We start from the raw sequence: 24288 nt of genomic DNA on the forward strand, positions 1-24288 counted from the left end.
TATATCCTCCTTGATATTGGGGTTATATAGTAAGCTGGCCAGCATTACTTCCCAAAAAAACTTACTGAAAAAGTATAATATGAATAAAAATATATAGCAAGGAAAAGTTTTGTTACTATTTACTAGTATAAAACATAGATTTTACCATAATACATACAAAAGGATGATAAAGTATGAGTAAGTTATATGAGCTTGGGGAGCAGTATAGAGTATTTAACAATTTTGTAGATTCTGCGTGGGACAATGACGATTTAACGGAAGATGATTTGCAACTGTACATTGAGACACTAGAATCTATTGAAGATGAGATTAGTAATAAGGCAGAGAATATCGCTAAGTTCATGAAAAACATCGAGGGAGATATCAAAGCCTTAAAAGAAGAAGAAGATCGACTTGCAAAAAAACGCAAATACCTTCAGAACAAAATAGAAGGATTAAAGAGCTACACTCAAGCTGTGCTAGAAGTAAATAAAATTGACAAGATAGACGCAGGTCTATTTAAAGTTAGACTACAAAAGAATCCTCCATCCATTAATATTGTGAATGAAAGAGCTATTCCTAATACATACAGAATTCCGCAACCCGATAAGATTGATACCAAGGGGTTATTGGCTGCCGTAAAACAGGGTAAAGTTGTTGAAGGTGTTGAATTAGTGACAGATAAAAAGCATTTGCGTATTAGTTAGTGCAAAGCCTCCTTTAATGGAGGTTTTTTTTATTTAAATAAGCAAAAATAATGAAATATATTGATATCAAACAAGATGGATGCTATAATTGATTTATGGAAAGATACATATCAATTCAAAAAAAGAGGTGAGTAAAATGTATCACTGTATTGGAGTACCCAAGAGGCATTTATTCCATCTATCTCACTATGAGGGCTGTGGGGAGAAGTGGGTATTTGATTATGACAAATGTCCGATTTGTAGAGGATACTTAATTCCAGAGTCGCTAATTAGCAAGCAAGCTAATCATTCTGAAGTTATACAATTGAAAAAAGAAAGTATAGAGGAGGAAAGCAGTTTGCCAAAGCTTCTGTATGAAATTAAAACTTATGAATATGAAAATTATGAAGAGTATCTTCAACACGCCGTAGAAATGACAAACAATGGATGGAAATTTCAATCTCAAAGTAACAATCATAAGGAAGTTGTTTGGACAATCGATCATAGAAATTAGCTAAAAGAGTTCTTTTATTAAGAAAGGGGAGAATTGGGTATGGGACGCTTCGATAATAATAAACTACAAGTCAACGAAAAGAGAATGATTCTTCAACACTACAAAGCTATTAAGGAAACTTTACTTGAGTTACAAGAAGAAACAATGAACAACTTAGATTACTCAGCATTTGAGAGAACGATTGAATTTATTGATAATAAAGTAAACTTAATTAAGAATAGTTGATGGTCTGTTTCATAAGGAGTTGAACAATGAGAAAAATATCAGAAGCTCAATACAAGAAAATAATAAAAATGTTTAACGATCAAGTAAATAAAGAAACGAGCGCGATGACTATCGTGTTATCATCTTGGGGAAGAAATTCTGAATTAGTAAAATTGGAGAATGAAGCAAGCGCAAAGAAAGAGGAGTTCATTAAACTGTTTCAGTAAAAGGCACGTTTTATAAGGAGGAGAAAATATGATTATTGAGTTAAAAAGATTGCCAGATGTCACAAGGCACATGGTAGGAGAGCGAACAAATGACCCAAACATGGATATATGGTGGGTGAATGGATGCAACGAAGAAGGCGAAGATTACTATGAGTTATACATAGATAGTCATGATAATCACCATAGCTTTTATTATAAATATGGTTGGGGCGAAATTAAAAGTTTAGAGGAAGCGTTGGAGGAATTAGAATGAAGATTGTCTGCATAGATAATTTTGACAGGGAATCAGTGAGTGACAAATTAGTTTGTGAGAATGTAAGTGAGCACTATGGCAACGCTATTGTTGATTTCCTGAATGAAAAGTTTTCGGGAGACTATAGTTCCGATTTTTATAAATTGACAGATGATAAATATGAGCTTTATAAATGGGAGCCGTAAAATATGCCATACATAAAAAAAGATGATTTTAGGCAGTTATGTTGTTATTTTTTCCGACAAGGATGTAATGCTGGATATGGGATAGATGTCTCAGAAAATTTGTGGGAGCAGGAAGAAGAGGCGTTTAGATCGATATATGAAGATTATTTACTGAATATTTTTTCTAAGAAGGAGGAAATTGATGTATAAGAAGTATTGGAACGAAGATGGTAAACGATACATGATAAAAATTGATGAAGTAAGAGTTAATACGAGTAGAGAACATGGGATGACTTACTACAAACTTGTTCAAAAATTAAAAATCTACCAGAAGAAAAAATACTGCTTGGGTTGGAAGTGTATTTATTTAAATCAATGGGACGAAGAAAAGGGCGAGGATTTAATTAAAAGAATCCGTGAGAGCACTAATGATTGCTTCAGTAAATAAATAAGGAGAGCGATATGAACCTAATTGAAATACAAAAATTTATGAGAGTTGTTGAGCGTTATTCGCCTGATTGTTTTATCAATTCCAAGTTCGAGTTAATAATCGAACCCAAGAATAACATATTTCTTCTTCTTGAGGATGTTGAGACAGAATGGGATATCAAAAGAAAGGTCTTGGCATGGTTATCGCGACCAAGCTGCAAGGGAGTAAGTAAGTATTGGCAGAAACGATTTAGGGCAATTATCAATGAATATTTAGGAACTAATTTTACAGCAGACGATATGGATGAGATATATACATATTTGGGTAATGACTGCAATAGAAAGAAGACAATTATGTTTATTGATTCTGGGTACGATTTGTCTTTATTGAATAGCAATTGAAAAGTCAAATTTTATTAAAACATTAAAAGGGAGAAATTAAAATGAGCGAATGTAAGATTAGTGCTGACGAAATTATTGGAATGGGCAAAACGATTGAAAGTTTAATGGAAAAGATTAGAATCCTAGAGGAAGAAAACAAGATCATTCAGGCAGAGTGGACTATGTGTGATCGAGCTTGTAAGATGTGGAACAAAAGAAGCGAAAAGCTTAAAAAAGTATTATACAAGATTACGGTGCAGACAAAAGATGATGATATTTTTAAACTAGCAAATGATGCAGTTGAAAATTATTACGATTGATTTGGTGTAAAATGCGTGTTTCATTAAAATATCGAGCTTGAAAAACGGAGCATAAGTGAATATAAAGGAGAAAAACGGAGGTAGAAAAATGAAGATTAACACAGATAGTATTTGCTTGAAATGCAAGAACTTCGAACATGAATGTGGAGATCTGTCTCAACAGGAGGAATATAATTGCTTTGAGACGTGTAATAGCCCAGACGAGACTATCCAAGATAGATTTGAAGATGAGTACGAGATAAATGAGTGTAGAGGATTTGCTTAGAATAAATACATACGAATAGGAGAATTAAACTATGAACAAAGAACAAGAAGAATTGCTTATGGAAGAAAGAGAGGACTACAATTATCAATGTTTTGATGCAATGATGAGTTCTCTTTTCGATCTAGCAAATGAGTTGCATGATAAGCTGGAAGAGGGCGAAGAATTAACTGACGCGGAGGCAGCGTTCTTGCGGAGTTTTGATATTTATGTTGATTCATGTTGCGAACTGGATGATTTAGGGGAGGAAAAGCAGGGAATTGGAGAGAATGTGAAGCCCATCAAAAACGAAGTTTACGTTGTCAAAGGAAGAAGTGGAATTGTATTCTCTGCAACCATTAACTATGAAGAAGCTCTGAAGGCGAAAGACGCTTTGAATGAAATAGAAAGTGACAGAGGTATAATTGAACACTGGGAAAACAATAGATGCGTAGTGCGGGATTAATAAACAATTAAAATCAAATCAAATACATATTTGATTTAGAAGGGACGAGAAGGATGAAAGAAGAGTTAAGTAAGTTGATAGTTGTCTATGAAGAAAAGATTCTTACGGAACAGGCTTTTAGAAATCCTGTGATGGTTCCAGATGAGTGGGGAGGTCTACCCATTAAACCTCATTCCATTGATTCGATTAGGTCATTGGAAAGGGAGTATACATACAAAGAAATTGTGGCAGATCTAAAAGAAATGATAAAATGAACATTTTAATATAAAGGGTGACAAAAAATTCTAATTTCTTATCTTAATACTGCTTTGGGTATGTTGGCGGCGCTGGCAATATTATATCTACCTTGTCGCCTCATAAGTTTCACTAACGAGTCAAAATTCTCTCATAAAACATATTTCTATTTAATGATGGGGTCATTTATTTTAATTGTAACGTTACAGAGATTTTAGATTTTTAAGAAAGAGGTGATGCTAATGGTTGACTTTGCATGGTTAAACTCCCCTGAGGGAAGAGAAGAAATAAACAGAAGACGTGAAGAACGCAGAATACAGGAGAACCTAGAAAGTAAAACAGTATCATTCACAGGACACCGCCCGAATAAATTAGGAAATTGCTACAGCCTTATGGATAAACAATCAAAATACATAAAAAGCAAAATTGAAACAGTGTTAATTGACTTAATTAAGAATGAGGGAGTTGAACGTTTTATATCCGGTGGAGCAATTGGGTTTGACCAAATAGCCTTTTGGACAGTACAAGGACTAAAGAAAAATTACTACTCCAGCATCGTCAATATTGTCGCTGTACCATTTAAAAAGCAGCCAATAAAATGGTCAGATAAAGAGACCCAACTGTGGTACAAGAAGATGCTTGATACAGCAGATGAAGTTGTTTATGTAGACGAGCTGCCACTATATGGGGTAGAGGGAGTGCCTATTGGTGAGTATCATGTAGCGAAAATGCAAAAAAGAAATGAATACATGGTAGATAAATCACGAATCGCTGTCGCTGCTTGGGATGGATCGAAGGGGGGCACAGGTAATTGTTGTAGATATGTAAGGAAGAAAGGCAAAACATTATACACGTTAAAGCCGCAGCGTGATTTTGAGTTGGATGTGATTTATGGATTCAATGGATAGGAGTAGAAAAATGAAATATAAAATATGGGACATGTTTAAAGATCGTTTTTTAACTGAAGGTGAAAGCTATTGCTTTGGCATTGGATCGGATGGCAAGTTGTACGAATTTGATTTTGGGGCGTGTGGTGAAAGTGCTTGGTTGAACAGAAAGGCATGTCCTGAACACTATGAAATTCACATGGAAGATGACTGATAAAATTGGGCTTTTAGAAGGAATAGATTGCAAGGAGGTTGATGCTAATGAAGGTCATATATTCTAAGTGGCATAATAACTATGATGAATTGGTAGTTGGACAAGAATATGGCGCTCAATATTATAAAAAAGGATGGTTGTTAATAGGAACAGTTTTGTATAGAGAGGATTGCTTCAAGATAGTAAACAACTTAAACAAAGCAATCTCAATTGCTTCAACCATGCATAATGGTCAACTTGATAAGGGTGGTAATCCATATATTTTACATCCATTGCGTGTAATGATGAATTTGAAATCAAATGAAGAACAAATTGTGGCAGTACTGCATGATATCTTAGAAGATACAACTATGACTGAAGAGAAGCTGTCAGAAGATTTCACTGACCAAATTATTGATGCAGTTATTGCTTTGACAAGACAAGAGAATGAAACGTATTGGGAGTTCATTGCACGTTGTAAACAAAATGAGTTAGCCCGAACTGTCAAAATTGCAGATATTGAAGACAATATGGATTTGAGTAGGCTTGAAAAGCCAACAAAGAAGGATTATGACCGTGTGAAGAAATATAAGAAGGCTTTAATCGAATTAAAGGAGAGTATTTCAATTGAAATTTAAAATGTTTATTGCTATATCTTTAGTTTTAATTCTGATGGGATGCGAAAAAAGTTATAAGACATATTACGACCAAAAATATATTGAAACGATCAGGACGAGTAAGGGAGATATTATGGTGTTTACAGATGAAGATGGTCAAAAAAATGGATTTATTATTAGCTCAGACAAAACATTCAAGGTAGTGAAAAATAAATTATACGATGTAGATATTTCACTTGAAACAATCAGCCAACACGAAGGATTTGTTCAGCAGCTATCAGAAGTTAAAAGCAAGTAAAAGCATCGTTTTACCAAGATAGGAGAATACATAATAATGGCAAAACAGAAGACTAATGTTCAGTATCAGTTTCCACCCAAATCAGACACTGTTTTTAGAATTTACCTTAAAACAAATCATATGAACAGTCTAATTGTTGTTCGGTTTGAGTTGCCTAGTGGAGAGGAGTACACAAGGAATTACGGGAACATTCCTTCAAATACTCTCTTGGTTGAATACAAAGGTTATGAATTCGAATTATACATAGATGGCGAATATGTTGGACAAAGAGTTCTTGTTGAAGCAGATAGGAACATGTTTAGATACGATGCTATTGAATAGTTATTTAGTTAGTTGTACACTATAAGAACAAACGTTCTAGGAGTGTGTGTACAGCATGAGTAATTATAAAACATCTAATGAAGACACTCAGCTTGTAATTGATTTTATACAACTACCTTATGTGTTGGATGTATTGGAGCTTAACATAAGCAAGATCAAGAAGTCTGACTTAAAGATGAAGGAATTGTTTGTTTTATATCTAGAGGGCTTACAAAGCAGAGTATTGACAGATTTAAAAGTGGTTCGTCAAAAAATGAGACAGAGAGGCATAAAAGTTTATGAGGGGGTTAGGTCAGATAAAGATTTGGTGACCGAGTATCTATGTCGTGGATATACTCACACCATGCGATTTCTTTGGTCTAAAATTAGGAATGATGTAGAAGTAAGGATAGCTGCTTATATGGATGTTGACTTGAGTAAATTGGTCAGGTTGGAATAATTCAGCTTGACTTAAACAAACAAAAATAATAAAATAATATGTATAAGTTGTTGAGAAATACATAGGAAAATGTTGTATAATATTGCTATGTTAAGCATCGAGGAGGGATAGAGATGCAACAAGAAGATATTGATCTTATTTACAAGAATATTGGTGACTACAAAGGTTGGACATGTCCATTTATCGGTTTGGGCTCATTAGTTATGAGAAAAGGCAACGAGGAAATTAAAGCTAACAGAGGATTAGAAGTTAGCAATTGGGTAGTTGAATGTTGGTATGAACTAAAAAATGATATTGATAAAATTGAAAAAAGAGCTACTGCATAAGGTAATAAGTTAGTTCTATAAAGAGAGGTGACAGCATATGAAGACTAAAATCTCTAAAGAAATTAGGGATTCAATTAGGAAAGCAGCCAAATATCGTCACAAGGCTAGTCATTTTGAGATTATAATTGAAAAATGGTTGGATACAAATGGGGTTGGAGATAATGACAGTTTTAGAGATACATACATAGATTCGGTACAACTGAGCAACAATCCCGAAGAAGCCATTGAACGTTTCGAAGAACTGCTTATAGAAAAAGAGATATCTGAGAAAATAGATAGAGAATATAATAACTAAGGATTAAAAAGATAAAATTTTATTGGTGGTGATAATATTGGAGATGACGCAAAGAAAAGTAAGAAAAAAATTGCGTGGGAAAATCGGTAGAATCAGACATGCATTACAATTGGTCACTATTTTACTTTATACGCTAATACTATTGATTTTAGCATTATTGATATCTATTTGGATTGAAGGTATTATACCCGGTTTGCCCAGTATCATCTCTGTCATAATCCCGTACATAGGATACTTTGTTCTTGTTCCTTTACTCTATCCTTTGAAATCGAGATATTACATAAGACGGATCACAAAAGAAGAGTATGAAAAATTGAATGGAAGGAATTTAATACATTATACCGACCACTTATTTCCTTACGAAATTGAAGAGGCTGAAAGAACTGGGATAATTAGATTGATTGCAAATAGTAGCGCACGTTCAAATTACAATTTTAAATTCAGTGATGCAACTAAGAAATTTGTTTGGTTTCACCCTTCTCGAACTGATGAAAACAAGGAACCTAAATTTAACTCTTTCTGGTACTCTCATTATAGCGAATCAGATCCAAGAGACTATAAGATAATAATTAATCCAATGAACGTAGATATGAACAGAATATTTATTAGACCTATTGATGGTGCAATAGTAATTGAAGATGATTATACAGGTGAAGCGAATATAGAAAAAACATTCAATTGGTACAATAGTAAGATATATTTTTGGAGGTCGTTGTGTGTATCGCCAATCACATTCGGTCTTGTCATGTTTATTGGTATTAAGCAACTTATGGGAAGTATTATCGATAGGAAGCGCGCAATAAAATAACACTTTTACAGAAATTCGCTTCCCTTTAAAATGAATAAGCAAGGAGAAGACACTGTTATGAATGCAGGATGGGCAGCTCTTATAGGTGGTTTGGTAGCTTCACTAGTAAGCCTTTTAAACAATTGGTTTCAAACACGCAGAGAACGAGAAAAAGATAACAGACTGAGGAATTGGAATCTTGAAGACAAGGAAATGAGCAGGAAATATGAAGAATTTAAAGTGTTAAATCAAGTGCTTGAAGCTGATGGTCAGGAGAGGATGATTTCATACGAATATGATTCTGAATCTAGTAAAACATTTGCGAAATTTAATCTAGTAAAGTATAGAGAAAGCATTAGACATATATTATTTAATAATCTAGACCTCTTGCCACCAAAAGTAAGAAACAAAACACGAAAATTAGACATAACAATATTTGATAATACTGATAAGGTTAGATACGAGTGGAACAACGAGATGTCTAATTTATATACTGATCTTATAAAAGAAATTTTGAAAAATTATAAATAATAAAATTAATCTTCTAAATACACCCGATAGGATTAAACATTAATGGAGGAATCTTATTTGTTCAAAAAAATAATATGTATTTGCCTAGGTGTTTTAATTGTAGGTTTATTGGGCTACCAGTCTTATGTTAGCTACCAGCAGGATAAGGCACTGAAGGGACTAACAGAAGAATTTGAAAGCTTAAAAACAAGAGTTGAAGATGTCGAAGATAAAGGAAATATTTATGACACTGAAGATTTAGATATGAGGTTGAACGATCTAGAATCTCATATTAAAGACATGGATACAAATATAGATGATCTAGATAGCCGTGTCCAAAATATTGAATTGTGGAGATAGAAATAGAAAGTAAAACGAATCTTTTATTTAGCGAGGTGTATTTGCTTTGAAATACAGGTTGGAGAAGTTTTCAGAAAATAGATATATTGTGTACGTTAATGATAAACATGTCATGAATGTATGGAAAGAATCTAATTATTGGAGAACTTCTATAAGTGCAGATTCAAACTATAAGTCGAGAAAGCAAGCTGTTGAATCTAATCTTGATAAAATGTGAGTTTTATTTAAATAGTATCAGTGGGATAGAATGAATTTAACAAAAGATAAGCGACTTCATCAAAAAGTGAGAGGGAAGTGAAATGAATAAGAAAAAGTTCTTTCTCAGTCTGTTTATTGTTTTAATTATTTTAGTTGTTTTACAAGTGCCAAATTATATTAGATATCAATTTGATAAAAACTTTGGAGACCCTCATACTTTCTTTTATGGCGTTGGAATAGGTGTTTTATTAGATGAAACTAATAACTATTACGAAGAAGAAATTGATTTAGATGATCAAAATAAATTTTCAATTGATGTCTCTCAATACAAAAAAAGAAAGGCTGATTTATATATTTATGGTAGGTACATCAATAGTGCGGAACCACTTGTTGTAGTACTGAATGATAATGTCATATACAACGACAAACCTGAAAATGAATCAGTTGATTTTTACTCAAGGTATTACTTTAAAAAACACTTTGTTGTTAAGTTAAGCGAAGCAGTAAAAGAAGGAGAAAACAAACTGGTAATTTCAACTGGGAACGCGACGAAAAACTATGGGCTATATATCAATTAAAGGAGAGGATTCCATGAAAAAAGGCATAAAAATTAGCGGAGCAGTTTTTGCTACTGAAGGAAACGTTGATCACGATGAATTTATTGATAAGTTTATAGAGTTTGTTGAATCTAATGGCTGGGAATTTGGTGGAGGAAGTAGATTAATAGATGAAGATGGAAATGATATTAAAGAATAAAATATGACTTTCATATTTAGAAAATCACATTTGAAACCAATTAGTATCCTTGTTCGTTTGTATAATAAATTACATATTAGAAAAGAGGGGGATTTATGAATCGGAAATTCTTTTTCATGGCTTTGGTAAGAGGTATTTTCGGGTATTTTCCTTGTGGATTGGGAGTTGCAATATTAGCAATGGCTTTTAGCATAAACAGTCTAAGAGGTTATTTTATTGGAGGAACATCCTTCCTTATTGGGATATTGCTACTTTACTTCACAAGACGCTATAAATCATCAGACTGGTTACTATAGATAAAACAAATACTTTGCGTGAGAAAGGATTAAGAAATGAACTACATAATTTTTGATCTAGAAGCTACTTGTTGGGAAAATGACCGCAAAAGACAAAACGAAATTATTGAGATCGGAGCCGTAAAACTCAATGATAGGCTGAAGACTGTAAGTGAATTCCAAATTTTTGTCAAGCCTGTATTAAGCCCACAGCTTTCTGATTTTTGTAAGCGGCTTACCTCCATCTCTCAGGCGGATGTGGATGCTGCAATGTATTATCCGCAGGCAATCCGTCAATTTCGAGAGTGGATAGGCAATGAACCTCATGTCCTCTGCTCCTGGGGGTTCTATGATAAGAACCAGTTGCAGAAGGATTGTGCACTACATCAAATCGCATGTGAATCGACGGATAACCATATCAGTCTCAAGCATCAGCATGGGAGGATGATTGGTAGGGAGCGAGGCGTAGGCATGGAAAGAGCTTTGACTATGCTTAAACTGCCAATGGAGGGAACCCATCACAGAGGGATTGATGACGCTAAGAATATTGCTAAGATTTTTGTGAAGATTTATGATCAATTGAGATTCTGATAAATCGTACATTTTACGGGAAGAGTGATATAAAAAATGCCTTGGATTCAGGTTCTTATATTTCTAGTTGCTCTATTCTATCTACGTGGCACCATTAGATTGGGAAAAGAAACATTGTTTATAAAATTTGTTTTTGTAGTTCTACTGATAGTCGTATTTGCTTTGCCTTTTAATTTTATCTATAACGTGTCTCCTTGGAAAGAAGGTCCAGTGTTGGCATGGATATGTTCTTTATTTTATCTAGTATTGATTGTTTACCTTGCAAACATTAAACCAAAAGAAAAATAGAATCAAATTTTCCTTTTACATAGAAATGGGGAGATAATATGAGCACAAGTACGGATTATGTGTTGGGGTATAACAAAGGAAGAATGGTCGAGGCAGAAGAAACATTAAGGAATTTGTACATTATCTTAGACCAAATGACTGAAATCCCTCATTACTCAAATCATATTATGGTTAACATTCGTGACCTTGAGAAGGCCACTGGAAAAAATCGCAAATATTTTTCAGATGAAGAAAACGCATTTGACTGATCCAATTAAAATCTTTCTTTTACTAAGAATGGAGGCTTAGGTATGCAGAACGAGAACAAGCATATGGTTGAAGAGTGCTATGATGCTTTAGAATGGGTCATAATTCAATTTAAAAAAGTTCTATCTGGAGAAGTCGCAGGGAATGTACAAGAAAGCCTATCCTATGCTGAATCAATCCTTAGAAACAGATAAAAGTTTACTTTGATCCGAAATATACTTTGTGCTAATGCAATTTATATGACAACAAGGAGACTACAACATGAATGAGCAGAGATATGATATACAGTTAGTTTCTACGAATCAACATAGCGAATTTTACTTTTACACTACTCGCGAAGAACTGCAAGAATATTTGGAAGAGACTTTAAAAATTAGTGTAAATGAGTTTTTGCAAGCTTATAATCCTCAGCAATCCCGAAATTTTTTAGAGTGGATTAAATCAAGATATAGTAGAGGAACTAAAAACGAATCATAAAGTAAAAATCTACTTTAAGAGATCGGAGAAGTCTTATGGATTTTAACCAATGGTATCTACAAAATAGCTCATTAGTAGGTTTTATAAATATTTTGTTAACAGTTTTATTGACTGCGCTTAATGTTTGGTTTGCTAGAAATTCACAAAGATATAGTGCAGACACCGTTAGACAAAATGAAGAAATCAGGAAAGAAAATAATACTCCTAATATAATTGCTTACTTCAACTCAGTAAACCTACGAAATGTATATTTTCATCTATCTAATATCGGGAATATTCCTGCTAAAGATATAAAGATTAAACTTAAACCAAAGAATAGAAGCGTAGTATCTACCCATATAGATAAAGCACATATGATAAAAGAAGGGGTTGCATTTTTAGCACCAGGACAATCTTTGACTGCATTTGTTGAGGGCTTTATACAGTTAATGGATGATGATAAAAACTTCCCTAGCTTTTATATCGAGATAAATTATCGAGATATTGACAATAACTGTTACAGCAGATCCTATGAACTTGATTTAAACATGTACGCAGGTTATGTAAATTCTGTTCCTAGAGATATTAAAGATGTTTACGAGGAAATGAAAAAAATTGAAAAGCATATTGGTAAAATCTCTGATAATTATAAAAAAGAAATAAGAAAAAAGATAAGATGATAGAGAAACATAACAGTATACAAAGAACGAGAATAAGAAGAGGAAGAAGAAGATAAAAGGTTGATTCCACTACGAGAAGGAGGTGATATTTTGAGTCTCTATGAAAATCTGTCGGAACTTTACCATCAATTAGGTTGGAAATACGAGGAACTACATGTCGCGGTAGAAGATGATAATAAAAATGAAATATTGCGACTTAATGATGAAATTGATTCATTAATGCAACAAAGCGAAGAATTATATATTGAAAAAATACATACAAAATTACCGTAAAATGTAGATTGGATACGAGAAAGAAATGATGTAGTTTCATTAAAACAAGGAGGTGATATGTTGAACGAGTATTTCGTATATACTAAGCAACCTGAATTGTTGAAGGAGTATGGAGAAGTATATTATCCAAAAATCAAAGTTAGCTTTGTACACTTAAAGACTAAGCTACATAAGGAAGAGGTTTGGAGACTTAAAGGAGTTTACGAAGTCAGAGTAAGTGATAACTTTGGAACATTGCTAGTTTAAAGGAGGAAAGATAAATATGGAGCAATATAAAACATGGACAGATTTGAAAAGTAGATTAAACTATAAGTCCGAAAATGAGAAAAAAGAAATTGCAATGAAAGCAAAATTGACAAATGCACTCGTAAAAAAATGTAAAGACAATAACATAGATATTGACGAGCTGGCTGATCTTGCAAAAGTGGAAGTCACTAAAATTACTCAACTGGAAGAAAACAAATATGTACCAAGCTTTGATTTTTTGATGAAGTTAGTTGTGGCTTTGGAAATGGAAGTAGTAATTAAATAATATTAAATATACAAAAATAACGAAAATGAGATAAGGATCAATATTAATACTAATTATATAGAGGAGAGATTGAATGAACATTAGAAGCATAAAAAGAAAACTACAAGAAGCTCATCGAAGCTTTATTGCGTCAATTAAAAATGAAGAAATTGCTAAGTTGGTTAATGAGAAATCATTTATTACAGGAGGCGCTATTGTTTCACTATTACTCGAAGAAGACCCTAATGATTATGATTATTACTTTATGGATCAAGAGTCATGTATACAAGTAGCAGAATATTATGTGAACAAATTTAATCGAAGTACAAATGATACATATGGAGCTACAGTTAAAAAAATTAAGGACAGAGTTAGTGTATTTGTACCAAGTCGAGGAGTAGCAAAAGCCAAATACAAAGAAGGTTTTAATCCAGTTTTTCTTTCAACAAACGCCATTACACTATCTGATAATGTGCAGTTAATTACTAGATTTTATGGAGATCCCGAAGAAGTCCACGAAAACTACGATTTTGTTCATTGTACTTGTTATTATATTCCACACAAGAATGAATTAGTTTTACCTCAGAAAGCTTTAGAGTCCATTATAACAAAAGACTTAAAATATGTAGGATCTAAATATCCAGTAGCTTCTATTGTACGCTCTCGCAAGTACATTGAAAGAGGGTGGTCAATCAACGCAGGCCAATATCTGAAGATGATTCTACAATGTGGCGATCTCAATCTAAACGACCCGACAGTACTAGAGGAACAACTCACTGGTGTAGACTTGTCATTATTCAAAACGGTAATCGAAGCAATAAAAGATAAGAAAAAACAAGATAGTGATTTCACAGTATCATTAGAATGGGTATCAGAAGTGATAGATAAAGTATTCGACGAAGAAGAGCTGGATCAATACATACATAGTACAGACGAAGAGGTTTTTGAGTAAAAGTTCAATTTTACCAAAATACATAGTGGAGGAAAATAAATGGTGTACGAAGTAACTAAGGGAGCTAGATACAAGCATTATAAAGGAAATTACTACACAATTGTCAGTATGGCTACACACACTGAAACAATGGATGGTTTGGTGATCTACAAGGATAAAGATAATAACATTTGGGCTAGACCAGTAGATATGTTCTTTGGATATACAAACAATGGTGTCAAGCGCTTTGAGTTAATCGAGGAGGAGATGGAATGACAGCCGGATATACACTAAGTCTAGAAGAGGTTAGGAAGATCATTGTAAAGCACCTCAATGAAACGGGTGTCTATATTCCAATGGATGATTCATTCATTATGGTATTGGATGAACACGATCAATTAATCGACAACGCAAATGTTTTACAAGTGTATCATGAGATTGAATAAAATCTTCATTTTAAACGATATACATAACTTACCGCAGAAATAGCATATACTCATTTGATATACTGTTAAATGGGTGATGAATATGTTTGTATCTCCAATGCTTCTGCATAAGGCAGATAACAATGAGCCATTTAACAGTAATTTGCATTTAACAGAGTTAAAGCTTGATGGGATAAGACTTCTTGTAGATACGCGAGATGGAGTAAGGCTATATACACGACATAAGAACGAAGTAACTGGCAAGTTCCCTGAGCTTATTGATAATATTCCAATTGAAAATGGAACAACTCTAGATGGGGAACTAATTGTTACTGACTCAGAAGGAAAACCAAATTTTGAATCAGTTATGGAAAGGTTTAAATCAAGAAAAAGTAAACACAAAGTAACTTTTTGTGCATTCGATATCATTAATTATAATGGAAAAAGTGTTACCCACTTGCCGTTAATTGAGCGTAAAGAGATACTGGAGTCAGCATTTAAGGATAATGATTATTACAAAAAGACAAAATTCATCTTGGGACACGGAGTTGAGTACTTTAATCTTACTAAGCAACAAAAGCTTGAAGGAACCGTTCAGAAAGAAATAAATTCGAAATATGAGATTGACAAAAGATCAGATAAGTGGCTTAAAGTAATTGCCTATGATGTTGGTGAGTACTACATTGCTGGTTATAAAAAAGATGAATTTGGTTGGCTACTATCTGATGGCGAACGAATAGCAGGTGTCTTAACTTTAGCGGTAGGCTCAAATGAGAGAAAAGCAGGGTACAAGGTATTCCAGCAGCTTAAAGTAAAGGAAACAGAAAGTACAGTCTACATTAAAGAAGTTATTAAGTGCGTAGTTAAACATAGAGGGTTTACGAAAAACAATTTGTTGAGATTGCCTGAGTTTGAATGTTTTAAATTCTGAAGGGGGTGATTAAACTGGCAAGACCAGTTAAGTGTCCAATTTGCAGTCAATATGGACTTAGAGAAGATATGATTTTAGAACACAAAAGGTATTACCATAAAGAATACTGTTATGAGAGGTTTAAGAAAGAACAAGAGGCAACTAGAATTGAAAATGAGCAATGGGATGAGTTATATCAATACATAATAAAGTTTCACGATTTAGTTACACTATCAATAGCAAATATAACAAGATTAAAGCATCTTCGTGCTGGCTTTGAGTATAAAAAAGGCAAGAAAATTCCAAAGTGGAGAACAGGGCCTGACTATGCTCTAATGCTTGAAGCTTATAGGCTATCTGAGAAAAACAACTTATATGCAATGTCTACAAAGATCGGAGATTGGAACGACGTTAATCAGGTCAATTATACAATCTCTACTATGATGAGCCATTTAAATGATGCTTGGAGAATTAGACAGAATAAAAAGAAACAATTAGAAGCAGTAAAACGAGTTGAAAAACAAGAGTCTAAAAGAGATCAATCTCTTACAACTAAAAATATATATATTAATAAACGAGATGATTTAGACATTTCTGATTTTGTGTAATTCGTTAGGAGTGGTAACAATAGAATATATCAAAGAATTTGTAGATCCATCGAAAGTTCATGAGTCTATATTTATCGGTTATTTATGGAACACACCAAGTCTATACGGTAAATATAAAACCCATAAAATTAGTAAAGATACTTTTACAGAGGGTATATGGTGGTTCTACTTTTACATTGGAAAAGAGATGTATGAAAGTGGTATTCGATTATTTGATGATGTAACCACTTACTCATTTATTACATCTAAGCCTTCTGAAAATGGCAAGAAGTCATACTTTGATTATTATAATGATTATGGCGGCTTCTCAACAATTGATGAAGTCGTATCAGAGTGTGACGGAGACAAAGGAAATGATGAATATCATTTTAGCGAAGTACAAAAATATGAGTCACTTCGTAATCTTCAAAAGCAAGGGTTATTGGATATTAGTAACACAAATCTGGTTTCAAAATTGGCTAATATGTCACTTAAACAGATGCAAAGCTTCTTTCAATTTAAACACAAAGAATCCTTTTCTCATGTAAATAGTGGAGAAGTAATTGAATACAATCTTATAGATAATCTAGATGAGACCATTGATCAATTGGAGGCAGGAGAAGATGCAGGAATACCGCTATTCGAGTCTCCTAGGCTAAATAAGAAGATCAACGGGCAAAAGCTTGGAAACTTAATGTATCTCGTTCTTCCTTCAGGTGTGGGGAAATCAAGCATTTTAACTGAGAAAGGCGTTTTGGGGTTACTTGAGAGCGGAGAAAAAGGAATTATCTTTGCAAATGAAGAAGGGATAAAAAGATGGAGGACAAGACTTCTAGTGACCGTTGCCGCAAGAATTTTGAAAAAGCCAGTGGCACGAGATACGGTTAACAGGGGTGGATTTAGTGCAGAAATCAAACAAACCCTGAAAGAAGCTGCCGAATGGTTGCAGACACACCGTCCAGACTTTATTAAATTCGTGCAGCTCAAGAAGTATCGAATTGAAGACGTCATTAATAGAATAGAACTTTATAGACCATTAGGTTATAAGCATATTTATTTTGATACATTTAAACCTGATTTATCACAGAACGTAGAGCGATGGCTTGCTTTCTCCAACTCAGCTCAAGAACTGTATGACTGTATCAAAGAAGAGTCTAATAATTGCGCCACAATAGCAACAGTTCAACTTAAAATTGGTAAAGAGTTTAGATACATAGATTTAGATTGTATTGGTAAATCACCAGAGATTGTAGAAGTAGCAGCCGTTGTAATGGCTGGCAGATTGATTTTTGCAGACGAATATCCCGGTGGAAAAAACGAATTAGATCCATATAACTGGGAGAAGGATAGTGGTTTTGGTGGATGGCACAAGAAACCGTATAAATTAGACCCGGGGAAAAAATATCTCATTCTGTTCCTACCTAAAAACCGTGAAGGATCTGAGGATGAGCAAATAGTGTTTGAAGTGAATTATGATTTTAATATTTGGAAAGAGGTAGCATTAGTAGTCGTACCTAATAATGGACGTTAAACTCCTTTGGAGGAGCAGCATGAGCAATGATCTGAAGTTAATAAAGGAAAGAATCATAGAGGAATCAAGGGTTGGAGAACTTTTAGAAGCAATGGGTTGCGAATATGTAGAAAAAAAGAATAATCGCTACGAGGCGCAACTCCCCCACAAATTTGAATCGCCAAATAAAAGATCAGTTCAAGTTTATTTAAATGAAAGCCTATCAAGCAGAATTAGGACGCTTGGAGAGTCAGATATAGATATTTATGGATTAGTATCTTATATAGTTTTTGATCAAATATCAGAAGATGACAGACAAAGAGGATTGCCTAAAGCTAAAAGATGGATATGTGAACAATTAGGCTACAAAGAATTTTTAGACAGCAGCTATATGCCTCCACCTAGTTTAGTTCAACTCGATTGGCTCAAGGATGTTAGACGGAAACGTAAGAAAAAAAGAGAGTTAAGTAACCTTGAGAATGACACCTATGATGATGAAATATTAAATCAATTTGTCATGTACCCTCATCAAACTTATTTAGATGAGGGGGTGTCATGCGAAATACAGCGAGAATTTCAAATAGGCTTTGACTTAAGAAGCCAACGTATAATCTTCCCCATACACAATCGCTTTGGGGATATTGTATCTATAAAAGGAAGAACCATATTTGGTGACTACGAAGAGAAGAATATTTATAAGTTCTTATATCTTATCAATTTCAACAAGATGATTGAACTTTACAATTGGCATCGAGCCTTGTATTACATATTAGAAAGAAAAGAGATATTGATATTTGAAGGTGAAAAAACTTGCTGGTTAATTAGTCAATACGGTCATCGAAACTGTGTTGCTATTAGTGGTGACGATCTAAGTGAATGGCAGGTTGAGATGATAAAGGAATTAAGCCATGATGTAGAGATAGTTATAGCGTTAGATAAAGACAAGCCAGTAGAAGCAGTAAGAAAACAAGCAGCTAAGTTCGGGAAAACTAGAAATGTGTATGCTTTATATGACAATAGAAACTTGTTTAAGGACAAAGACAGTCCATGTGACAGAGGAGAAGATGTATTCAATACTCTATATGAGGAGTGTAAATTCAAAGTATCAGTCTGAGTAAAATATAGTTTTTATCTAAATGGAGGCGTAAGAACCTCCCTTTTTTATAAGCTGAAACACTGTCAGTTAAACAATTATAAATAATGAAATAAAACTGTTGACTTATATTAAACAAATAAATATAATGAAAATATGAAACAGAGAGGGATGGTCACATGTCTAGTCATCAACTTGCCAGCTTAGAGCCGACAGAGGATTTAAGCGTAGCAACTCATGTTTTTATCACTAAGAATTTATGTGGGGGATTAGATTTAACAGAGGGGGAATTATATGTTTTAGGTAGGTGGGAATCTAGTATTAGTAGTATAGGCGAAGCTGAGTTATTTATAGTAAACGATGCAGGTTTTGAATCGAGTTCTTTCATGATGTGCTCTAGAAAAGTATTCTATAAATTAAAATGATGATTGATACATAGTAGAGGTTGATCGGAATTTCATACACAGCTAACAACCTCTCAAACATGCTAATGTGACCATATAAAAGTTGGATTTTATATAAAGAAAAGGAGACAAACAAATGAAATTTTACAACCCTGGATATTCTAATATCCATCAAGTGAAAGTTACCCTAATGTTTGAAGATTATAAAGGAGCAATAATATATGAAGTTGGGGGAAACACAATGGGGAGTTCAATCCTTAAGACGGCTATCAGTTCTGTTGCAGATGGAGATTTTATTCCCGTCGAACATGAACTCAACAAGAAGCATATTAACAGCGTAGATGAAGCTGGATATATTCAGGAAGTAGTATTGTTTAATGGTAAAAAAAGAGTACTAATAGATATTGGAGACGTTGAAGATTCTATCGTTAGTGCTGAGATCATTTCGTATAAAATTGAGAAATAAATAAAATTTGAATTTTATTTACTCCAGTAATTAAACGGATCTCCTAAGCGATATACCATAAGTTCTTGTTTTATAAATTTGTTAAGTGGTTTGTCTGGGAAGGAAAGAAGTTTCTTAGCACAATGACACCAAGCTATTTGCTTACAGTTGGGGCAAGGACGAGTAGTAAAGTCGGCAGAATAAAAGATCCAAGTTCCTTCAATCTCTTTTGCTTTTGCTTTTATTATTGAATTGTCATCTAAATATATTAATAGGTCGCAAAAGCTTGTTCCGTTATTTGTATAATAGTCATCAATTTTAACCTTTGAAACACTGTTATTCATTGTAAACTTCCTAACTTTTTACACTAATTATAATAGAAATATAGAATTAGTGAAAGAGGAGTTTCATGAAGAAAGGGGGAACGTAAAAATGTTTGCTGAAATTGAAAAGAATAGAGTTAGTATCTATGAACCAAACATTAGATACAACGAAAAAAACGAACTAATTCTGGACGGAATCTGCTGGGTTAAAGACGACCAATTAGATTGCTACAATTGGGAAAATGAAGATATGTTATGGATCTTAGATACTATTCCCGCAAGTGATAATGATATTCCAGAAGATAGATATTATTGTCACAACGTTAACCAAAATGCAACTGGATGGGTACTTCATCATCAGGTGAATTTTAATCTAGAATTGGCAGAATAAACAACTCTCTGAGTTGATAAAAATATACTTTTACAAGGAGGTGGTGATTTGTTTAAAGCAGACAACTTTCAAATTGTATCAAAGCTAGAATGGGAAAATTTCTTGTTTTGGCTTGATGAAATTAATGAGCCGTATCAATGGATTCCCGTATCTATCGGGGATAGAGTGAATATTAAAAACTCGGTTAATACACTTATTGCTTATAAATGTTTTCAACATGATGGCGATTATTTTGCTATTAGAGCAGATGAATATAAGAATTGGTCTCAGGCATACAGCAAATAAAAGGAGAATAATACATATGGCTAAAATTGCAATTGTAAAACACAACGGAAGTCAAACACCATACGCATTTTACACTGACATTGATTTGAAAAAAGACGATTTAGTTGTTTGTGACACTCAAAATGGCTATGAAACAGGTAGAGTACTAAGAATTACGGATTCCAATCAAGGGGTTAAGCCTACAAGATGGATTGTGTCCAAGGTAGACACGAAGAGTCACGTAGAACGAGTAGAGAAAGAAAAACGGATTAGTTATCTAAAGCAACAAATTGATATGAGAAGAAACGAATTTACTGATGAATATATTAATGAATTGATTTCTTTGAAGGATAAAGCGATGTATTCACTGCTTAAAGAACTTAATGAGTTAACAAGTAAAAGTAATACCAAGTACGAAATCGAACTAAAAGATTCATTTTATTTTACTACCAAAGAAGTCAAATGTAAGGCTGACAAATGCGGTAACTTCTATATTGTTACAACTCCTATCTCGTATTGGCAGCTTCAATATTCTATTGAACAAGTTAAAGAGATGATTTCTACAGGAGAATGGAAAGTGATTGACCAATGAAAGATCTCAACGAATTCTGGTTGAGTAGTAAAGAGATACAAAAAAAAATTCGAAGAAATAAGATATTATATTTCTTGACTAGAAGAAAGAAGTACAAAGATGAAATTGAACGCTTGGTTGGAGTTAGTATGAGTAGTTATAAATTTAAAACTCGGTGTAGATTCAAATATTAAAAAGTAAAAACAAGATTTTATAAAAAGGAGAGATAGTGTTGGGGAATAGACGTAACGAAAGGAAATTGATGTTAGCTAGAGTAAGATGTAGAGAGTCCATGATCATATATGGAAGAAAACCAAACGAAGAAGCGGATCATTGTTTCGAAGCAGGAAAAGAATATCTCTTTTGTTATGATGCAAAGAGGGACGAAATTTTTACATATAACGATGTAAATGAAATGCATTTTCTCTCATTGAGTGACTATTACACAGACAAACATTTTGAATTAGTTTTAATTGCGGACGCAACAGAGTTTGGATTAGATGAAGTAACCTTAATGAGATTTAAAAGAATGTTTAAAGATCGTCATAATTATGCTGAGTAAAAGTTAGTAAATAAAAACTATTATAGGAGACAGTTAAAAATGAAGATTAAAACAAAGGATTATTCTTATTTAAAAGATACATATGTTGAAATCGCAAGAAGTGATAATGATTTTAATATTGGTTTGCAAGCATTGGTAAAAGAAGTGGTTGGAGATAATTTGTATGTAGAAGTAGAGAACGGTGAGATTTTCTGGACTGATGTAAATTCAGTTTATCATGAGCCAGATACACGAAAACATCCTATTATAACAGATGTAGGGTTTTATAAACGATTTTATTATCTTCAACAAGAGATTCAGGGTCTGTCAAGCAAGTTTCGAGATATCAATACTGAGATGTCGCCTTGGGAAATTGAAGGATGGATGATGATGGCTAAAACGACTAAACAATCATTTGAAGCACTTATTGATGAAGCAGCAGAGCGAATGGAAAAACAATAAAATGATGAGTAAAACTACTATTTTATAAGGTGGAATAAAATGAATTTTTATCGGTACAACCAAGGGGAGCAAGGAGAATTTATAAATGAAATTCAGTCTATATTGATTGCGCATGGATATGAAACAGAATGGACAACCACTGAAACCAATATTAATCACGGAGACTTTATTTTAGGACTCAGATTCATAAATGTTATTAAGGATTATCTACGTTCAGAGAGGAGAAACAGCAATGACAGATATACACTACAGGTTTGTAATTCAAGATGTGGCGACAGATAAGTATCTCTTACATGTAGATTCGGGTACTGATCATCCATATGAAGACGTTGAGACTACCAATAAAGCGACTATATGGAGTTCATTAGAACACGTTTCTTATGTGTTGTGGTGGTACGTGGATATGTATAGAGATTATCAGATTGTTAACTTGGATACGAATGAAGTATTTATAAAGGACAAGCAACGAGGAATCCCACATGTAATATCCGTATCAAAATAAGGAGGTGATTAGAATAGAAACTTTAGATGTAATGCTGAATGGGTATGGGATTGTCACAAAAAACAGCGAGGGTAATTGGCGTGAGTTTAACTGTATTATGTTGGAGTTACAGGCTGCATGGAAGAATTTCAGTGAGGTAGAGAAGAAAGAAATGTTGGAATACTTAGGAATAAACTAACCTGAACTGGAGTGATTGATATGGTGAATATCAAAATCGTAAATAAACAGACAGGAAGAGAGAATAGGTATCTCACTTATAGTTTTATGAAAGCAATTAACAATAACCTTAAAATTACACTACCTGAAAAATTCAAAATAAGTATTCAATAAAGAAGTACAAGGAGTGATTATATAGAACCTTCAAACAAAATCCATATGGCAGACAGAGGATGTACTCCAGAATTATTGAGGAAATTGTATGAACAAGGAAAGCCAAAAAATGAAATAAAAAAGATATTCAATATTAGAGACAGCAAGGTGCTGGATAGGTGGTTTAAAGAATCAAATATTCAAGCGAGGCAGAATGGTAGCATCTACAGTTTCAACAAGAATTATTTCGATAAAATAGACTCAGAAGATAAGGCTTATTGGTTGGGGTTTATTTGGTGCGACGGATATGTTTGCAGTAGAGTTAGAAATGGGATCTGTTATTACGAGTTTAAGTTGGACTTAGCGGAAGAGGATAGGGAGCATTTAGAAAAACTAAAAATTAGTTTAGAGGCAAATTACACAATAAAAAAGTATAAGCTTAAAAGTAATTTTGATAATGCGCAAGATGTAGTGAGGCTATATATTTCTAATAAGTACTTTGCAGGAAAACTACACAACGACTACGGTTTAGTTGCAAACCGACATAATACTAAAAAGATTGTTGATAAACTACCAAAACATCTCATTAGGCATTTTATTAGAGGAGTCTTAGATGCTGATGGATCAATTATGTGCGGATACGTTTGTGATCGATCTAAAAAGAGACTGAAAGCGAGAGTGCAGTTTACAACATACGAAGAGATATGTACTATTATAGCAAATTATTTTGTTGAAGTGGGAATTACAAATCATACACCAAAGCTCTCTATACGAAATGAGGGTAGAGATGGATATTGCAGAGGTTTATCTTATTGTGGGAATGAACAAGTGCCAAAAATACTAAATCATTTGTATGATAAATCCAATACATATTTAACAAGAAAAAATAAAAAATATTTACAAATGACTGGAAGGTTACGAGATAAGGAGAATGAAGGTATTGAGATGGAAACAGAGAGAACCCAAAATTCCGTTTGAAGCATACGACAATACATATGGTAAGTTGGCTAAAATCAATGGTATCGAAGATATTGATCAATTCTTGAACCCATTGACAAATGTAATATGCAATTCATACCTACTCAAAAATATAGATGCACTAGCAACACGAATCATACTTGCAATAAGAAGTCGTGAAACAATTACGATTTCTGGAGATCCTGATTAGTTAGGATTATGACGGCGTAACATCATTAGTACTACTATACAAGTATC

Annotated in this window: 50 protein-coding genes; 49 read left to right on the plus strand and 1 reads right to left on the minus strand. The window is 33.4% G+C overall.

The features are described 5' to 3' along the window. Nucleotides 1–173 precede the first annotated feature (173 nt). The 41 genes from G7035_RS20385 to G7035_RS20585 all read left to right on the plus strand — a co-directional run bounded on the left by G7035_RS20385 (nucleotide 174) and on the right by G7035_RS20585 (nucleotide 19731). Nucleotides 174–686, plus strand: a complete 513-nt coding sequence (locus tag G7035_RS20385) for a siphovirus Gp157 family protein (protein WP_019687634.1) — start codon at nucleotides 174–176, stop codon at nucleotides 684–686. Between the two features lie 136 nt (nucleotides 687–822). Continuing rightward, nucleotides 823–1179, plus strand: a complete 357-nt coding sequence (locus G7035_RS20390; protein WP_019687633.1) for a hypothetical protein — start codon at nucleotides 823–825, stop codon at nucleotides 1177–1179. Nucleotides 1180–1218: 39 nt separating this feature from the next. Beyond that, nucleotides 1219–1404 carry a hypothetical protein gene (locus G7035_RS20395; protein ID WP_019687632.1) on the plus strand — a complete coding sequence of 62 codons (186 nt, stop codon included), beginning with the start codon at nucleotides 1219–1221 and terminating at the stop codon, nucleotides 1402–1404. Between the two features lie 26 nt (nucleotides 1405–1430). Then, the gene (locus G7035_RS20400) at nucleotides 1431–1610 is read left to right on the plus strand and encodes a hypothetical protein (RefSeq protein WP_019687631.1); all 180 of its coding nucleotides are present in this window, start codon (nucleotides 1431–1433) and stop codon (nucleotides 1608–1610) included. A gap of 28 nt (nucleotides 1611–1638) precedes the next feature. Continuing rightward, nucleotides 1639–1863 (plus strand): hypothetical protein, encoded by a 225-nt coding sequence (locus tag G7035_RS20405; RefSeq protein ID WP_019687630.1) that lies wholly within the window; start codon nucleotides 1639–1641, stop codon nucleotides 1861–1863. Then, entirely contained in the window at nucleotides 1860–2048 is a 189-nt protein-coding gene (locus G7035_RS20410; protein ID WP_019687629.1) for a hypothetical protein, read from the plus strand. Before G7035_RS20405 ends, G7035_RS20410 begins: the two co-directional genes overlap by 4 nt. A gap of 3 nt (nucleotides 2049–2051) precedes the next feature. After that, nucleotides 2052–2237 (plus strand): hypothetical protein, encoded by a 186-nt coding sequence (locus tag G7035_RS20415; protein ID WP_019687628.1) that lies wholly within the window; start codon nucleotides 2052–2054, stop codon nucleotides 2235–2237. Next, the gene (locus G7035_RS20420) at nucleotides 2230–2475 is read left to right on the plus strand and encodes a hypothetical protein (RefSeq protein ID WP_019687627.1); all 246 of its coding nucleotides are present in this window, start codon (nucleotides 2230–2232) and stop codon (nucleotides 2473–2475) included. Before G7035_RS20415 ends, G7035_RS20420 begins: the two co-directional genes overlap by 8 nt. A 14-nt stretch (nucleotides 2476–2489) precedes the next feature. Beyond that, complete coding sequence (locus tag G7035_RS20425; RefSeq protein WP_019687626.1) at nucleotides 2490–2858, plus strand: hypothetical protein; 369 nt, start codon at nucleotides 2490–2492, stop codon at nucleotides 2856–2858. Nucleotides 2859–2899: 41 nt separating this feature from the next. Next, nucleotides 2900–3157 (plus strand): hypothetical protein, encoded by a 258-nt coding sequence (locus G7035_RS20430; protein WP_019687625.1) that lies wholly within the window; start codon nucleotides 2900–2902, stop codon nucleotides 3155–3157. Nucleotides 3158–3453: 296 nt separating this feature from the next. After that, on the plus strand, nucleotides 3454–3864 hold the full coding sequence (locus G7035_RS20435; protein WP_019687623.1) for a hypothetical protein: 411 nt from the start codon (nucleotides 3454–3456) through the stop codon (nucleotides 3862–3864). A gap of 53 nt (nucleotides 3865–3917) precedes the next feature. Next, nucleotides 3918–4118 carry a hypothetical protein gene (locus tag G7035_RS20440; RefSeq protein ID WP_019687622.1) on the plus strand — a complete coding sequence of 67 codons (201 nt, stop codon included), beginning with the start codon at nucleotides 3918–3920 and terminating at the stop codon, nucleotides 4116–4118. A 222-nt stretch (nucleotides 4119–4340) separates the two neighbouring features. Further along, nucleotides 4341–5006, plus strand: coding sequence for an SLOG family protein (locus tag G7035_RS20445; protein ID WP_019687621.1), 666 nt, complete (start codon nucleotides 4341–4343; stop codon nucleotides 5004–5006). Between the two features lie 10 nt (nucleotides 5007–5016). Next, entirely contained in the window at nucleotides 5017–5199 is a 183-nt protein-coding gene (locus tag G7035_RS20450; RefSeq protein ID WP_019687620.1) for a hypothetical protein, read from the plus strand. A gap of 47 nt (nucleotides 5200–5246) precedes the next feature. After that, nucleotides 5247–5816 (plus strand): HD domain-containing protein, encoded by a 570-nt coding sequence (locus G7035_RS20455; RefSeq protein WP_019687619.1) that lies wholly within the window; start codon nucleotides 5247–5249, stop codon nucleotides 5814–5816. Beyond that, nucleotides 5806–6093, plus strand: a complete 288-nt coding sequence (locus G7035_RS20460; protein ID WP_019687618.1) for a hypothetical protein — start codon at nucleotides 5806–5808, stop codon at nucleotides 6091–6093. Before G7035_RS20455 ends, G7035_RS20460 begins: the two co-directional genes overlap by 11 nt. A gap of 36 nt (nucleotides 6094–6129) precedes the next feature. Next, nucleotides 6130–6414, plus strand: a complete 285-nt coding sequence (locus G7035_RS20465) for a hypothetical protein (protein WP_019687617.1) — start codon at nucleotides 6130–6132, stop codon at nucleotides 6412–6414. A 55-nt stretch (nucleotides 6415–6469) separates the two neighbouring features. After that, the gene (locus G7035_RS20470; protein WP_019687616.1) at nucleotides 6470–6853 is read left to right on the plus strand and encodes a YhjD family protein; all 384 of its coding nucleotides are present in this window, start codon (nucleotides 6470–6472) and stop codon (nucleotides 6851–6853) included. A 113-nt stretch (nucleotides 6854–6966) separates the two neighbouring features. Beyond that, a complete protein-coding gene (locus G7035_RS20475) occupies nucleotides 6967–7179 on the plus strand; it encodes a hypothetical protein (protein WP_019687615.1) in 213 nt (70 codons plus the stop codon). A gap of 37 nt (nucleotides 7180–7216) precedes the next feature. Then, nucleotides 7217–7474, plus strand: a complete 258-nt coding sequence (locus G7035_RS20480) for a hypothetical protein (protein WP_019687614.1) — start codon at nucleotides 7217–7219, stop codon at nucleotides 7472–7474. A gap of 37 nt (nucleotides 7475–7511) precedes the next feature. Further along, entirely contained in the window at nucleotides 7512–8282 is a 771-nt protein-coding gene (locus G7035_RS20485; RefSeq protein ID WP_019687613.1) for a hypothetical protein, read from the plus strand. Nucleotides 8283–8339: 57 nt separating this feature from the next. Further along, nucleotides 8340–8792, plus strand: coding sequence for a hypothetical protein (locus G7035_RS20490; RefSeq protein ID WP_019687612.1), 453 nt, complete (start codon nucleotides 8340–8342; stop codon nucleotides 8790–8792). A 57-nt stretch (nucleotides 8793–8849) separates the two neighbouring features. After that, nucleotides 8850–9131, plus strand: a complete 282-nt coding sequence (locus tag G7035_RS20495; protein WP_019687611.1) for a hypothetical protein — start codon at nucleotides 8850–8852, stop codon at nucleotides 9129–9131. A 299-nt stretch (nucleotides 9132–9430) separates the two neighbouring features. After that, nucleotides 9431–9907, plus strand: coding sequence for a hypothetical protein (locus G7035_RS20500; RefSeq protein ID WP_019687610.1), 477 nt, complete (start codon nucleotides 9431–9433; stop codon nucleotides 9905–9907). A 13-nt stretch (nucleotides 9908–9920) separates the two neighbouring features. Further along, a complete protein-coding gene (locus G7035_RS20505) occupies nucleotides 9921–10085 on the plus strand; it encodes a hypothetical protein (RefSeq protein ID WP_019687609.1) in 165 nt (54 codons plus the stop codon). A 332-nt stretch (nucleotides 10086–10417) separates the two neighbouring features. Continuing rightward, nucleotides 10418–10951: a 3'-5' exonuclease gene (locus G7035_RS20510; protein WP_019687607.1), complete on the plus strand. Its 534-nt coding sequence runs from the start codon at nucleotides 10418–10420 to the stop codon at nucleotides 10949–10951. A 326-nt stretch (nucleotides 10952–11277) separates the two neighbouring features. Further along, on the plus strand, nucleotides 11278–11487 hold the full coding sequence (locus tag G7035_RS20515; protein ID WP_019687605.1) for a hypothetical protein: 210 nt from the start codon (nucleotides 11278–11280) through the stop codon (nucleotides 11485–11487). A gap of 42 nt (nucleotides 11488–11529) precedes the next feature. After that, nucleotides 11530–11679 (plus strand): hypothetical protein, encoded by a 150-nt coding sequence (locus G7035_RS20520; protein ID WP_019687604.1) that lies wholly within the window; start codon nucleotides 11530–11532, stop codon nucleotides 11677–11679. 67 nt (nucleotides 11680–11746) lie between these two features. Further along, nucleotides 11747–11962: a hypothetical protein gene (locus tag G7035_RS20525; RefSeq protein ID WP_019687603.1), complete on the plus strand. Its 216-nt coding sequence runs from the start codon at nucleotides 11747–11749 to the stop codon at nucleotides 11960–11962. A 35-nt stretch (nucleotides 11963–11997) separates the two neighbouring features. Beyond that, nucleotides 11998–12621: a hypothetical protein gene (locus G7035_RS20530; RefSeq protein ID WP_196478876.1), complete on the plus strand. Its 624-nt coding sequence runs from the start codon at nucleotides 11998–12000 to the stop codon at nucleotides 12619–12621. 90 nt (nucleotides 12622–12711) lie between these two features. Then, nucleotides 12712–12894, plus strand: a complete 183-nt coding sequence (locus G7035_RS20535; protein ID WP_019687601.1) for a hypothetical protein — start codon at nucleotides 12712–12714, stop codon at nucleotides 12892–12894. A 262-nt stretch (nucleotides 12895–13156) separates the two neighbouring features. Then, nucleotides 13157–13426: a helix-turn-helix domain-containing protein gene (locus G7035_RS20540; RefSeq protein ID WP_019687599.1), complete on the plus strand. Its 270-nt coding sequence runs from the start codon at nucleotides 13157–13159 to the stop codon at nucleotides 13424–13426. A 73-nt stretch (nucleotides 13427–13499) separates the two neighbouring features. Next, nucleotides 13500–14357, plus strand: coding sequence for a Gabija anti-defense Gad2 family protein (locus G7035_RS20545; protein ID WP_019687598.1), 858 nt, complete (start codon nucleotides 13500–13502; stop codon nucleotides 14355–14357). A gap of 39 nt (nucleotides 14358–14396) precedes the next feature. Further along, the gene (locus G7035_RS20550) at nucleotides 14397–14612 is read left to right on the plus strand and encodes a DUF1653 domain-containing protein (protein WP_019687597.1); all 216 of its coding nucleotides are present in this window, start codon (nucleotides 14397–14399) and stop codon (nucleotides 14610–14612) included. Continuing rightward, a complete protein-coding gene (locus tag G7035_RS20555) occupies nucleotides 14609–14782 on the plus strand; it encodes a hypothetical protein (RefSeq protein WP_019687596.1) in 174 nt (57 codons plus the stop codon). The genes G7035_RS20550 and G7035_RS20555 overlap by 4 nt, the downstream gene beginning before the upstream one ends. 82 nt (nucleotides 14783–14864) lie before the next feature. Continuing rightward, on the plus strand, nucleotides 14865–15692 hold the full coding sequence (locus G7035_RS20560; RefSeq protein ID WP_019687595.1) for an ATP-dependent DNA ligase: 828 nt from the start codon (nucleotides 14865–14867) through the stop codon (nucleotides 15690–15692). A 5-nt stretch (nucleotides 15693–15697) separates the two neighbouring features. After that, nucleotides 15698–16279: a hypothetical protein gene (locus G7035_RS20565; RefSeq protein WP_147288167.1), complete on the plus strand. Its 582-nt coding sequence runs from the start codon at nucleotides 15698–15700 to the stop codon at nucleotides 16277–16279. Between the two features lie 10 nt (nucleotides 16280–16289). Further along, the gene (locus tag G7035_RS20570; protein ID WP_115293101.1) at nucleotides 16290–17789 is read left to right on the plus strand and encodes a replication protein; all 1500 of its coding nucleotides are present in this window, start codon (nucleotides 16290–16292) and stop codon (nucleotides 17787–17789) included. A 19-nt stretch (nucleotides 17790–17808) separates the two neighbouring features. Further along, on the plus strand, nucleotides 17809–18882 hold the full coding sequence (locus G7035_RS20575) for a toprim domain-containing protein (RefSeq protein ID WP_019687592.1): 1074 nt from the start codon (nucleotides 17809–17811) through the stop codon (nucleotides 18880–18882). Nucleotides 18883–19040: 158 nt separating this feature from the next. Then, nucleotides 19041–19286 carry a hypothetical protein gene (locus G7035_RS20580; protein ID WP_019687591.1) on the plus strand — a complete coding sequence of 82 codons (246 nt, stop codon included), beginning with the start codon at nucleotides 19041–19043 and terminating at the stop codon, nucleotides 19284–19286. A 115-nt stretch (nucleotides 19287–19401) separates the two neighbouring features. Further along, entirely contained in the window at nucleotides 19402–19731 is a 330-nt protein-coding gene (locus G7035_RS20585; protein ID WP_019687590.1) for a hypothetical protein, read from the plus strand. A gap of 14 nt (nucleotides 19732–19745) precedes the next feature. Here G7035_RS20585 and G7035_RS20590 read toward each other — a convergent pair whose 3' ends face one another. After that, a complete protein-coding gene (locus tag G7035_RS20590) occupies nucleotides 19746–20054 on the minus strand; it encodes a hypothetical protein (protein ID WP_019687589.1) in 309 nt (102 codons plus the stop codon). Between the two features lie 88 nt (nucleotides 20055–20142). On the opposite strand from G7035_RS20590, the gene G7035_RS20595 reads away from it, so the two are divergent. From G7035_RS20595 to G7035_RS20630, 8 genes are all read left to right on the plus strand, one after another. Continuing rightward, nucleotides 20143–20424, plus strand: a complete 282-nt coding sequence (locus G7035_RS20595) for a hypothetical protein (protein WP_019687588.1) — start codon at nucleotides 20143–20145, stop codon at nucleotides 20422–20424. Nucleotides 20425–20472: 48 nt separating this feature from the next. Next, nucleotides 20473–20709, plus strand: a complete 237-nt coding sequence (locus tag G7035_RS20600) for a hypothetical protein (protein WP_019687587.1) — start codon at nucleotides 20473–20475, stop codon at nucleotides 20707–20709. A 16-nt stretch (nucleotides 20710–20725) separates the two neighbouring features. Beyond that, nucleotides 20726–21280 (plus strand): hypothetical protein, encoded by a 555-nt coding sequence (locus tag G7035_RS20605; RefSeq protein WP_019687586.1) that lies wholly within the window; start codon nucleotides 20726–20728, stop codon nucleotides 21278–21280. Nucleotides 21281–21491: 211 nt separating this feature from the next. Further along, nucleotides 21492–21821 carry a hypothetical protein gene (locus tag G7035_RS20610; protein ID WP_019687584.1) on the plus strand — a complete coding sequence of 110 codons (330 nt, stop codon included), beginning with the start codon at nucleotides 21492–21494 and terminating at the stop codon, nucleotides 21819–21821. A 39-nt stretch (nucleotides 21822–21860) separates the two neighbouring features. After that, nucleotides 21861–22262: a hypothetical protein gene (locus G7035_RS20615; protein ID WP_019687583.1), complete on the plus strand. Its 402-nt coding sequence runs from the start codon at nucleotides 21861–21863 to the stop codon at nucleotides 22260–22262. A 232-nt stretch (nucleotides 22263–22494) separates the two neighbouring features. Continuing rightward, nucleotides 22495–22764, plus strand: coding sequence for a hypothetical protein (locus tag G7035_RS20620; protein ID WP_019687582.1), 270 nt, complete (start codon nucleotides 22495–22497; stop codon nucleotides 22762–22764). A gap of 375 nt (nucleotides 22765–23139) precedes the next feature. Continuing rightward, nucleotides 23140–24051 (plus strand): hypothetical protein, encoded by a 912-nt coding sequence (locus G7035_RS20625; RefSeq protein WP_019687579.1) that lies wholly within the window; start codon nucleotides 23140–23142, stop codon nucleotides 24049–24051. A gap of 25 nt (nucleotides 24052–24076) precedes the next feature. Further along, nucleotides 24077–24241: a hypothetical protein gene (locus tag G7035_RS20630; RefSeq protein ID WP_196478877.1), complete on the plus strand. Its 165-nt coding sequence runs from the start codon at nucleotides 24077–24079 to the stop codon at nucleotides 24239–24241. Nucleotides 24242–24288 lie beyond the last annotated feature (47 nt).

Source organism: Paenibacillus polymyxa (assembly GCF_015710975.1).
GTDB classification, from domain to species: domain Bacteria; phylum Bacillota; class Bacilli; order Paenibacillales; family Paenibacillaceae; genus Paenibacillus; species Paenibacillus polymyxa.